This window comes from Leucothrix pacifica, assembly GCF_003172875.1.
Lineage (GTDB): Bacteria > Pseudomonadota > Gammaproteobacteria > Thiotrichales > Thiotrichaceae > Leucothrix > Leucothrix pacifica.
This window is the reverse complement of record NZ_QGKM01000002.1, coordinates 62,702-74,590: the sequence shown is the minus strand read 5'-3', so window position 1 is coordinate 74,590 and position 11,889 is coordinate 62,702. Positions and strand designations below refer to the sequence as shown.

Genomic DNA, 11,889 nt, shown 5'->3' with positions numbered 1-11,889 from the left:
AAACTGGGATGCGTTCATATAAACAATAATGATCAACCAAAATCAGGATATTCTGGCGCGTGCGTTGAATTGGCTCAATGAGGGACACCAACTTGTGCTGTATACCGTCGTCAATACCTGGGGATCATCACCACGTCCGCCGGGATCTATAATGGCGCTGCGCGATGACGGACATGTGATTGGTTCGGTATCCGGTGGTTGTATCGAAGACGATCTGATTAGTAGGTTAAAAAAACAAGGAATGCCAGCACAGGCAGGTATCGTCAGTTATGGTGTTGATCTTGATGAAGCACGGCGATTTGGCCTGCCTTGTGGCGGAACTATCCGCTTGGTCGAAGAGCCATTCACCACAGCCGAAGCTACCAGCAACCTCGAACAGTTATTGGCGATATTGGATAGGGGAGAGGTCGCAAAACGCACCCTTCAGTTTGATAGCCAAACAATAAGCCTCGCATTAGCTGAAACATCGGATGTATTGACCTGTGATGAGCATCAATTCACCAGTGTATTCGGGCCGCGTTATCGCTTGTTGATTATTGGCGCGGGTCAGATCAGCGAACTACTCGCTCAGATTGCCCTGAGTCTGGACTTTGCCGTGACGGTGTGTGATCCACGTACCGAGTACAATACTGAGTGGGCGATACCAAACACCAACTTAGTCACCACCATGCCTGATGACACCGTGCTTGCCATGCAAATGGATTCACGTACCGCAGTGGTGGCACTCACGCACGACCCCAAGCTGGATGATATGGCACTAATTGAAGCGCTGGCGTCACCGGCTTTTTATATCGGTGCGTTGGGTTCTAAACTAAACAATAATAAACGTCGGGAACGGCTGCAGGAATTTGATTTGGATGAGGATCAAATTGCCCGATTACGCGGTCCAGCGGGCTTGGATATTGGCAGTCACACGCCTGCTGAAATTGCGGTGTCCATCGCCGCTGAAATCGTTGCCTTTAAAAACAATAATGAGTACGTGACCAAAATAGATTCTGCAAAAACGGACACTTGAGAAAATCCTCCTGTGCTCTACGCTGATGGAGTGGCAAAAATTGGGTGGTACAAAAAATTAATCCCGTGCTGATGAAGCAGTATTTAAAATGTATTCAGTGCTGGTGGAACGGTATTTAATGGCGCATAAGTTCTGGAGCCATACATTTCTAATCAGCAGTAGAACAAGCCTGCGACTCAATCTTAAACGACATGCCGTTCACTCGCATATATGCCGTCTGCGTTTGGTCGCTGCGTAAAATCATGCTGGCTTTTGCTCTGACAATCACATCCTTGCCGCAATCACTCCACGGTGTTTTCTCAATCGCAAGCTCTGTGTTATCCGTGGTGTCGGAAGGTAGTTTCTCACCGGCCTTTGTAAATGCTCCACCACTAAAACCGGCGTCCAGCGAGATACTCGCAGCGGAGTTGGTATCCAAGGACACAAATGCTTGCAGTTTGGTATTAACGATTCGCAGCTGATAACCATCCTCAACACTCACCGCCAGCGCGATATCACACTTTTTACGTTGCGTAGTGCGCTCACCATCGGGCGTCATCAGCGTCATTTCGGTAGGGATAATACTCAGCGAGTTTGCAGACTTACGCACGATGGTGGTGTGTTCCATATCGTCCGAGATTGGACAGCCATTGCCCGCAAATTTCACCTCGCCCAGCTCGAGAGGCTCATTGGCAAATGACGTTGGAGTAAGGCCAAAAGCGAGTGTTACAAAAACGGCAATCATTGGCTTCATTGGGCGTTTCATGGGACTGTTCCATTAGCTGTCTTGTAGTTTCTGACAAGGGAATAGGGTGAGGGTTCTGTTTATCCGCTTGTGGGTTACAAGTTGCACAACTCGTGATGTCGGCCAATGGATCGGCGCACTTGTATTTGGGAGGCTGTGATTTTTACTGTAAACCCCGCGCCACCCGTTCAGCCACAAAGTCAAACACCCGACGCACCCTCGGACTCGTTCGTAATTCCTGATGACTCACCAGCCACACCGGCACGGTCATCACAGGCTCTGTTTGCGGGAAAGCGCGAAACAGTTGCGGTTCTTTATCCGCCATATCTTCGGGAAAGAAAATTAAACCCAGTCCTTCTTTGCAAAGCCCAAGTTGCAGCAACTGGAAGCCGGTTAAAAGCTGAAGATTGTCTTTTCCAAGCTTCCAGCCCTGAGCATTCAGCAGGTCGGTAATCATCGTGCTGTGGTCAAAGCCAATGATTTGTAGTTCGCTAAAATCAACTTTGTCGAGGGAATCGGGTAACTGCTGGACGTAATCAGATGAGCCATAAAGGTGAATGATTTCTTCCCCTAGCTTCTTCGCGATCAAATCATTCTGGGTGGGGTGAAAGTTACGAATCGCGATATCCGCTTCACGGCGCAGCAGGTCACTGGTTTCATTGGTCACGATCACTTCGATACTGATCAGAGGCTCTTCGCGCCGCAGTTCCGCGATGATCTTCGGCATACGAAACGCCGCGTCCAGTTGGCCGACTGAGATCACCACAGAGCCTTCCACTAGCTGAGATTGCCCACTGGCCGCTAAGGAAAACTGTAAGGCTGACTCCGTCATTTTCTCCACGTGCTCAACCAGCTTTGCGCCACTGTCGGTGAGGACTAACTGTTGTCCGGCAGCACGTTCAAACAAGGTAATGCCAAGCTCTGCTTCTAATGCAGCCATCTGACGGCTAAGTGTTGGTTGGGTGACACCCAGTGCCTTAGCAGCAGCGGACAAGCTGCCTTCCTTTACCGTGACATAAAAAGCGCGCGCGTGGTTCCAGTCGAAGTTTACAGATTGCCAGTTCATACAAATATGCATACCTAAAATACGTTTTCAGTCAATTTACCTGTTAATTATGTATGAGTATAGTACTTGGAAATCAATTCATGTTAGGAGTCACACAATGTCAATACTCGTCGTTGGAGCGACTGGAGCTACCGGTCGTTTATTAGTTGAGCAATTACTCAATGAGGGTGAGCAGGTGCGGGTGATCGTGCGCTCGGTTCAATCATTACCGGAGCACCTTATACAAAACCCCAAGCTGACTATTACTGAAGCCAGTGTGCTGGACATGAGCGATGCAGCGTTACAGGAGCAGGTGAAAGGTTGTTATGCCATCGCCTCATGCCTCGGTCACAATTTAAGCTGCAAAGGGCTATTTGGACAACCCAGACGCTTAGTCACGGACAGTGCTAAGCGCTTATGTCAGGCGGTTGAATCCACGAACCCTGCCAACCCCGTAAAATATGTCTTGATGAACACCACCGGTAATCAAAATAAACAGGCCGGAGAAACCGTCTCCTTGGGCCAGCGTATTGTCGTTGGCTTGCTCCGATATTTGCTACCACCGCATGCCGACAATGAACAAGCAGCGCGATTTTTGCAATCTCATTACAAGGCCAGTGGCGATGCGATTGAGTGGGCGGCGGTACGGCCAGATAGTTTGATTAATGAAGCAGAACCCACCCCCTACGAGGTGCATGCGTCACCAACGCGAGATGCGATATTTGATGCGGGTAAAACCAGTCGAATCAATGTTGCCGGGTTTATGTCGGAGTTGATCGTGAATGATGACATTTGGAATAAATGGCGCGGACAGATGCCAGTGATTTATAACGCGCAGGAGTAAGGTGCAACATTTTTTGTGAGTCAGACTGGCAGTGCATAGTGATCAGATAAACGGTATTATTGGCTGAATTGTCACCCATTAATATGACCATCTCTATCATGCATGATATTTTCCTGAGCTACTCATCACAAGACCGTGACCGTTTAACAACATTAGTGGATGCACTGGAAGCGCAAGGCTGGACGGTGTTTTGGGATCACCGTGCGATAAAAGTCGCGGACGACTGGCACAAAGTCATTGGCACGGCGATCCAGCAATGCACCTGTGTGATTGTGGCGTGGTCAGAAAACTCGGTGGCGTCTACGTGGGTGAGAGAGGAGGCATTGATCGCCAAGGATCGTGGCGTTTTATATCCGATCTTTATTGATCAGGTACCGATCCCGTTTGGCTTTACCTTGCTACAGGCTGCGGACTTTACTCGCTGGAATGGCGACACCAACCATCAGGAATTTATCGGGCTTAAAGAGCAATTGTCGATTCGCTTGAATTTGCAGCCGGTTGTGAATCTGAAGCCTGAGCCAAATCCACCCTTGATGCCAGAGCCAACGCCAGAAGCAATCCCCACTCCAAAGCTAAAAATTGTACCAACCAAAAAAACTGAACCGAAACCAAGGTCACCGAAACAATCGTCCGCTCAGCCACAGCCTCAAAAAGTGTCAGCAACCGGTAGCAACTCCAAAACGTCAGAGTCGAATGTCAAATTATTAGGTGGTGTCATTGCATTGGCTGCTGTGGGCTTTGGGGGATATCAACTCTTTTCGGGCGGTAACAACGATGCTAGAACCAGCACAGCATCATCTCCTGTTACCACAGCGAAGCCTGTTGCTGAAAGTGTTAAACAAGTGGTGGCGGTTGCAGAGAAACCAAGCGCGAAGCTTCCGGAAAACATGCCAAAAATGGTATTAATCCCAGCCGGTAGTTTTATGATGGGCTGCCGTGATGATAAAGAAAGTGGTTGTCAGGATGATGAAAAGCCGGCTCACACAGTCAACATCAAAAAATTCTACTTAGCTGAAACCGAGGTTACCGTTGCCCAATTCCGTGCTTTTGTGGATGAAAAAAACTATAAAACTACCGCCGAGCAAAAGGGATCTTGTTATTCGTATGATGAAAATGGCAAATGGGGAGATGTTAAAGGTAACTCATGGAAGAAGTTAGGTTTCGAACAAGGTGATAATCATCCCGTCGCCTGTGTAAGTCATGATGATGCCACCGCCTATGTCAAATGGCTAAGCGATAAAACAGGGAAAGCATGGCGCTTACCCAGTGAAGCAGAATGGGAATATGCAGCACGAGCAGGCACGGAAACAAATTACTCATGGGGTAAGAATATTGGCAGCAACAATGCAAATTGTGGTGCTAATTTGTGTGGAGATAAATTTAAATATGCTTCCCCCGTTGCAAGTTTTTCTGCTAATGAATATGGACTGTTCGATATGCACGGAAATGTCTGGGAGTGGGTAGAAGACAAGTGGCATAAGGATTACAACGGTGCTCCTAACGACGGTAGTGCTTGGGTTTCAGGAAATAGCAGCTCCCGCGTGTTGCGCGGCGGCTCATGGAGCCGCGGCCCGCAGGGCCTGCGCTCAGCTATTCGTTTCGACTACACGCCGGATTACCGTAGCAACGCCCTCGGTTTTCGGCCTGCCCAGAGCTACGGCGAGTAAAAGCTAGCTTTTTGAAAAACCATCGCGAAGCGATAGAGCGTTGCCGAAATTAATCGAAGAGTGATGTATGTAATCAGCGCGGCTGAGATTTGTTGAGGAAACGCGATTAGGGGGTATGGGGGCAACGCCCCCCCTCATCGATAAAAAGCTGCTTGGTAGTCGCCAATTTTCCCAGCCGCATTTCATGCTAAACTCAACACTCCAGTTACCCATAAATTGACAAGCCATGACTCGACGCAAATTGCCTTTAGGTATTCAATCTTTCGCTAAGATTCGCAGCGACGATTATTACTATGTCGATAAAACTGCGTTAGCGGTGAAGTTAATAGAATCTAGTTCTCATTACTTCCTATCCCGCCCGCGTCGTTTCGGTAAGAGTCTGTTTTTAGATACACTCAAAGAGCTATTCGAAGGCAATGAGCCCTTATTTCAAGGCTTAGCAGTGCATGATCAATGGGATTGGTCAGTAAAATATCCGGTTTTACGCTTCAGTTTTGGTGGTGGTGACTATGCTCAGCCGGAGCAAGCCGAAAGAGTGCTCTTTGAGCAGTTGGATGTCTTTGAAACAGCGTATGAGGTTCCCACTATCTATGATACCGCGTCGGGACGTTTGAAAGCCTTGATTATTCAGGCGCAAAAGAAAACGGGACAGCCTGTGGTCGTATTGATTGATGAATACGATAAGCCTATTTTAGATGCCTTACAGGATAAAGCGCTGTCTCGGATTAATCGCGATTTTTTGCGCGGATTTTACAGCACGATTAAAGATTCTGACGCTCACCTCAAATTCACCTTTCTAACCGGCGTCAGTAAGTTCTCTCAAGTCAGCTTATTCTCTGGGCTAAATAACCTTTTTGATATTACCCTAGACCCTGATTACTCAAGTCTTTGCGGCTATACCGATCATGATATTGATGAAGTGTTCGAGCCTGAATTAGAGGGTTTGGATCGCGAAAAAATCAAGGAGTGGTACAACGGTTATAACTGGCTAGGACAGCACGTTTACAACCCTTACGACGTGCTGAATTTATTTAAAAAACGTATCTTTAAAAACTACTGGTTTGAAACCGGAACGCCGACTTTTCTGGTGGATCACCTCGCGAAGAACCACTTTTTCAGCCCCGACTTAGCCGCGTTACAGTCCGACGCCGCGCTGCTATCTGCGTTTGATATTGACCACATCAGTAACGAAGCGTTGTTGTTTCAAACCGGTTATCTAACGATTCATGACGTGCAGGAGCCGATGTTTGGCCACTGGGTTTACACCTTGGGTTATCCTAATTTAGAGGTGAAAAGTAGTTTAAATATCAGCCTGTTAAGTGCTTATGGCTGTGATGATAGTAAGGTCTTAAAGAACCGCTTAGGGCTGTTGAAAATTTTACAGTCCAATAACTTGGATGAGCTTGAGCTACTGTTCCACGCTTTTTTTGCCAGCATTCCAAACCAGTGGTACACCAAGAATACGATTGCGCATTATGAAGGGTATTACGCCAGTGTGTTTTATTCTTATTTTGCGGCGCTAGGCTTGGACGTGACCGTTGAAGATTCCACTAATCATGGCCGTTTGGATATGACCCTGAAGTTTAATGATCAGGTGTATCTGTTTGAGTTTAAGGTGGTGGAACTTGTACCCGATGGTAAAGCCCTGCAACAAATCAAAGACAAGCAGTATGCGGATAAGTATCGCGGGCTAAACCAGCCGGTGTATATGATCGGTGTCGAGTTTAGTAAAGAGAGCCGGAATATTGTCGGCTTTGAGGTTGAGCAGGCGTAATTAGTCGCTCAGTAAGTCCGGCAACTCCGCCAAACTCTGCACCACTACATCCGGGTTCGACTCCGCAATATCATCCCCGTGATTATAGCCATAAGGCACCGCCGCCACCCGCATTCCTGCTGCCCGCGCCGCTGCAATATCATGCCGCGAGTCACCCACCATCAGGCAGTTCTCAATCGGCACGTCAACCGTCTTGGCAATATGCAATAAAGGCAGTGGATCAGGTTTCTTTTTCTCCAGCGTATCGCCGCCTACCATTACCTCAAAATAGGTATCAATCTTTAAATGAGCGAGCAGAGTTTTGGTAAATTCTTCTGCCTTGTTAGTTACGCAGGCCAGTTTAATGCCGCGTGCTTTTAGCGTGTCCAGTGCTTCCTGAACGCCGTCGTAAAGCTGGCTAAACTGCGACACATTGCCGCGATAATATTCCCAATATATAGGCAACGCCTTGTCGTAAAGTGCCTTATCTGGTTCACCGTCTAATTCTTGCGTGAGGATGCGTTTTACCAACACATAAAGGCCGTTGCCGACATAATCGCGTGTTTTGTCTTCACCAACCAGTGGCAAGCCAAGGTCTTCCAGCGTGCGGTCAGCAGCCCAGGCAAGGTCAGGAACCGAGTCAACCAGCGTGCCATCAAGGTCGAACATCACAAGTGAAACAGGTACACCATTCATGGGTTAGTCCTATTGAGAAATGGCCCTAGTTTGCCATAGGCCCGTGGCAAATTATCAAAAAAATACTAGCTATCTAATTAAGGTTTACTTAATTCCCAAACGGATATTTAAGTTTTACACGAATATTATTAAACGCTAATGTTTTTTTATCGGCGGTAACCTGGTGTTGCCAGAGGAGAACAAACGGGAGTGGATCATCGCAATGAAGCAGGCGGAAAATTTACAGGAATATTTGCGAAACTGGGCGGGTGGTGATGATCAGCGCTTTGCTGTTGAAACCACCATTAATCGTCTGTTGGAGGGTACAGTAGCCATCTCTGAGATTGCAAGTTTCGGTGCCTTGGCAGGCGACTTGTCGGGTGAGGCTGGCGGTACCAACGAAGACGGTGATACGCAGAAGATGTTCGATGTGAGAGCACATGAAATCTTAATGGAAGCGTGCGCTAAAGCACCGGTTGCGGTGGTGGGTTCTGAAGAAGCTGCTGAGGTGATCGAAGTCGATCGCACCGCACCGCTGGCAGTTGTCATGGACCCTCTGGACGGCTCGTCCAATATCGAAACCAATGCGCCCATCGGGACTATTTTCTCGATTTATGCCGTGCCACCCAGTGATGTCTCAACCTTGGAAGATTCGGTATTGCAGGAAGGGGTTAATCAGCTGGCAGCGGGTTATATCATTTACGGCACGCAAACATCGTTGGTGCTCACGGTCGGTGCAGGCACGCAGATTTTCACACTGGATCATCAGGCTGGTGAATATGTGTTAATCCGCAGAGACGTGACGATTCCTCACATTGCAAAAGAGTATGCCATCAACGCATCCAATCACAGCTTCTGGGATGGTTCGATTCAGAACTATGTGCAGGACTGCATCATGGGTTATTCCGATCACAAACAAAAATTCAATATGCGCTGGATCGCTTCCCTGGTGGCAGAGGCTCATCGCATTTTCGTCCGAGGAGGGGTGTTTTTATATCCGGGGGATAGTCGAGAAGGCTATCAGCTGGGCCGCTTACGCTTGGTGTATGAAGCCAATGCAATGGCGTTTTTGATGGAGCAGGCGGGTGGTTCGGCCACTGACTGCGTCAGGCGAATCATGGAAATTAAACCGGAGTCGCTGCATCAGCGTACGCCTCTGGTGATGGGGTCAAAAGCCAATGTTATGCAAGTGGCCCGCTATCAGAATTTTCAGGATGACGACCGTAATCAAGCCCCTTTATTTGGCACCAGAGGTTTATTCGTTTCAGGTAGAGGGAATTTTTAATGTCAGCCAAGTATCCAATTATTTCAGTGACAGGCTCATCCGGAGCCGGCACGACCACCGTTACACAGACGTTCACCCGCATTTTTGATCGTGAAAAGATCAATGCAACGATTATTGAAGGGGACGCCTTTCATCGTTATAGCCGCAATGAGATGAAGGTGGCGATGCAGGAGGCTGAGGCAAAAGGGGATAATCATTTCAGTCATTTTGGGCCTAAAGCCAATCTGTTTGATGAGATTGAAAATACCTTCCGCCGTTATTCTGAAACGGGTAAAACGCGTTCCCGTTATTACATCCATAACGATGAAGAAGGTGAGCTACACAACACGCCATCTGGTGAATTCACGGATTGGTTTGAAACCGGCGAAGGCTCTGATTTACTGCTGTATGAAGGGCTTCATGGCGCAGTGAAGACGGATGAGGTGGATGTTGCACAACATGCGGATCTGAAAATCGGTGTAGTGCCGGTCATCAATCTGGAGTGGATTCAAAAAATCCATCGTGACCGTTCAGCGCGTGGCTACAGCACGGAGGCGGTAACGGACACTATTTTGCGTCGTATGCCGGATTATCTGGATTATATCTGCCCGCAGTTCACTCAGACCGATATCAATTTCCAACGTGTGCCAACGGTTGATACATCTAACCCTGCGGTGGCGCGATGGGTGCCTACACCGGATGAGTCTATCGTGGTAATTCGCTTTGCCAATCCACGCGGTATCGATTTCCCTTATCTGATGTCGATGTTGAAAAACAGTTATATGTCACGCCCGAATATTATTGTGATTCCGGGTGGCAAGCTGGACTTGGCGATGCAGTTGATTTTAACCCCGATGATTTTGCGTTTGATGGAACGCAAAGTGAAAGCACTTTAAGGAGGTGGTGAAATGACGAATGCTAATAACAACACGCACAATGAAATGGCTAATGCCATTCGCTTCCTTGCCGTGGATGCGATTGAGCAGTCCAAGTCAGGTCACCCCGGTATGCCAATGGGGATGGCGGATGTTGCCACGGTATTATTTACTCAATTTTTAAACTACGACGCGCAAGCTCCAAACTGGGCTGATCGCGATCGTTTTATCTTGTCAGCGGGTCACGGCTCGATGTTGATTTACAGCTTGCTGTATCTCACCGGCTACCCGGATATGACGCTGGAGCAGATCAAAAACTTCCGTCAGTACGGCGCAATTACCGCAGGGCATCCGGAATACGGTCACGCCACGGGTATTGAAATGACCACCGGCCCGCTGGGGCAGGGTATCGCTACATCAGTCGGTATGGCGTTGGCTGAGCGTATGCACAATAACCGTTTTGGCGATGACTTGGTTGATCATTACACCTACGTGATTGCCGGTGATGGCTGCCTTATGGAGGGCATCAGCCACGAAGCGATTGATATGGCGGGACACTTAAAACTGTCTAAGCTGATTGTGCTTTGGGATGATAATGAAATCTCGATTGATGGCTCGACAAATATGTCCACATCAACCGATCAGCTCGCCCGTTTTGAAGCTTCCGGTTGGGATGCGACACGCATTGACGGACATGATGCAGCAGCGATTGCTAAAGCGATTGAAGCGGCAAAAGCGTCTGACAAGCCATCACTGATTGCCTGTAAAACGACCATTGGTTATGGCTCACCGAACAAGCAAGGCACATCCGCCACACACGGTGCACCGCTTGGGCCGGATGAAACCGCAGCCACACGTGAAGCCCTGAATTGGCCTTATCCGTCATTCGAAATTCCAGAGCATATTTTGCAAAACTGGCGCACTGCAGCGGCTGAGCGAAGTGCAGCGCATCAGGTTTGGACACAGCGTTTTGACTCAGCAGATGCGGAAACGCGTGCTGCATTTGAATTCTCAATCGCCGGTGATTTGGATGAGCAATTAGCGGCAACAGTAGAGCAGGTGAAGAAAACCTTCAGCGATGAACAGCCTAAACTCGCAACCCGTCAGTCATCACAAAAAGTGTTGGATGCGCTGATTCAGGCAAGCCCTGAGTTGGTCAGTGGTTCGGCGGATTTGAGTGGCTCGAACGGCACAAAAACCAGTACCTACCGTCCGGTCAATGCCGAAGATTTTGGTGGTAATTACATCCACTACGGCGTGCGCGAACACGGCATGGCAGCGGCCATGAATGGTATCGCTTTGCACAAAGGTTATGTGCCTTTCAGTGGAACCTTCTTAGCCTTTGCTGATTACAGTCGCGGCGCGATTCGCTTGGGTGCATTAATGGAGCAGCGTGTTGTCCACGTAATGACACACGACTCAATCGGCTTGGGTGAAGACGGCCCGACGCATCAGCCAGTTGAGCACATCGCCTCATTGCGAGCGATGCCGAATGTATTGGTTTTCCGTCCGGGTGATGCGGTGGAAGTAGCAGAGTCCTGGCAAAGTGCCCTGTCACAAAAATCCACGCCATCGGTGATGTGTTTATCCCGTCAGGGCATGCGCAATTTGCGTAATGAACATCAGTCTGAAAACCAAGTTGCGAAAGGCGCTTATGTGATTCAAGACTGCGATGGTGAGCGTCAGGTAACGATTATGGCGACTGGTTCCGAAGTTGAAATAGCGGTGGATGCCGCGAATCAATTGGCAGAAAAAGGTATTCAGGCGGCAGTAGTTTCCATGCCTTGCTGGGAGCTATTCGAACAGCAAACGGCGGAGTATCAGCAGCAGGTATTGGGTGATACGCCACGTATTGCGGTTGAAGCAGCGGCGCGGTTTGGCTGGGATCAGTGGTTGAGAGATGGCGATGAGTTTATTGGCATGCCGGGATTTGGGGCGTCAGCGCCTGCTCCGCAATTATACGAGCACTTCGGCATTACTACGGCGAACATAGTGAAGGCCGCTGAAACACAAACGAATTAGAGAGG

Annotated in this window: 10 protein-coding genes; 7 read left to right on the top strand and 3 right to left on the bottom strand. The window is 48.7% G+C overall.

Going from position 1 to position 11,889, the window contains the following annotated elements:
* Positions 1–28: 28 nt before the first annotated feature.
* Positions 29–1,015, top strand: a complete 987-nt coding sequence (locus tag DKW60_RS00985) for an XdhC family protein (protein ID WP_109835796.1) — start codon at positions 29–31, stop codon at positions 1,013–1,015.
* 148 nt (positions 1,016–1,163) lie between these two features.
* Here DKW60_RS00985 and DKW60_RS00980 read toward each other — a convergent pair whose 3' ends face one another.
* Positions 1,164–1,760, bottom strand: coding sequence for a DUF4360 domain-containing protein (locus DKW60_RS00980; RefSeq protein ID WP_109835795.1), 597 nt, complete (start codon positions 1,758–1,760; stop codon positions 1,164–1,166).
* A 142-nt stretch (positions 1,761–1,902) separates the two neighbouring features.
* Positions 1,903–2,805, bottom strand: a complete 903-nt coding sequence (locus DKW60_RS00975; RefSeq protein WP_109835794.1) for a LysR family transcriptional regulator — start codon at positions 2,803–2,805, stop codon at positions 1,903–1,905.
* A 97-nt stretch (positions 2,806–2,902) separates the two neighbouring features.
* Between DKW60_RS00975 and DKW60_RS00970 the strand changes: the two genes are divergently transcribed.
* The 3 genes from DKW60_RS00970 (at position 2,903) to DKW60_RS00960 (ending at position 7,069) form a co-directional block, all read left to right on the top strand.
* The gene (locus DKW60_RS00970; protein WP_109835793.1) at positions 2,903–3,628 is read left to right on the top strand and encodes an NAD(P)-dependent oxidoreductase; all 726 of its coding nucleotides are present in this window, start codon (positions 2,903–2,905) and stop codon (positions 3,626–3,628) included.
* 98 nt (positions 3,629–3,726) lie between these two features.
* On the top strand, positions 3,727–5,295 hold the full coding sequence (locus DKW60_RS00965; RefSeq protein ID WP_219988589.1) for an SUMF1/EgtB/PvdO family nonheme iron enzyme: 1,569 nt from the start codon (positions 3,727–3,729) through the stop codon (positions 5,293–5,295).
* Positions 5,296–5,521: 226 nt separating this feature from the next.
* Positions 5,522–7,069: an ATP-binding protein gene (locus tag DKW60_RS00960; protein ID WP_109835791.1), complete on the top strand. Its 1,548-nt coding sequence runs from the start codon at positions 5,522–5,524 to the stop codon at positions 7,067–7,069.
* On the opposite strand, the gene DKW60_RS00955 is transcribed toward DKW60_RS00960, so the two are convergent.
* On the bottom strand, positions 7,070–7,744 hold the full coding sequence (locus DKW60_RS00955; RefSeq protein ID WP_109835790.1) for a phosphoglycolate phosphatase: 675 nt from the start codon (positions 7,742–7,744) through the stop codon (positions 7,070–7,072).
* Between the two features lie 202 nt (positions 7,745–7,946).
* Here DKW60_RS00955 and DKW60_RS00950 point away from each other — a divergent pair, with 202 nt between their 5' ends.
* The 3 genes from DKW60_RS00950 to tkt are packed head-to-tail and all read left to right on the top strand — an operon-like array spanning position 7,947 to position 11,884.
* Positions 7,947–9,008: a class 1 fructose-bisphosphatase gene (locus DKW60_RS00950; protein ID WP_109835789.1), complete on the top strand. Its 1,062-nt coding sequence runs from the start codon at positions 7,947–7,949 to the stop codon at positions 9,006–9,008.
* Positions 9,008–9,883 (top strand): phosphoribulokinase, encoded by an 876-nt coding sequence (locus DKW60_RS00945; RefSeq protein ID WP_109835788.1) that lies wholly within the window; start codon positions 9,008–9,010, stop codon positions 9,881–9,883. Before DKW60_RS00950 ends, DKW60_RS00945 begins: the two co-directional genes overlap by 1 nt.
* 12 nt (positions 9,884–9,895) lie before the next feature.
* Positions 9,896–11,884 carry a transketolase gene (gene tkt / locus DKW60_RS00940; protein WP_109835787.1) on the top strand — a complete coding sequence of 663 codons (1,989 nt, stop codon included), beginning with the start codon at positions 9,896–9,898 and terminating at the stop codon, positions 11,882–11,884.
* The last annotated feature ends 5 nt before the right edge of the window (positions 11,885–11,889 follow it).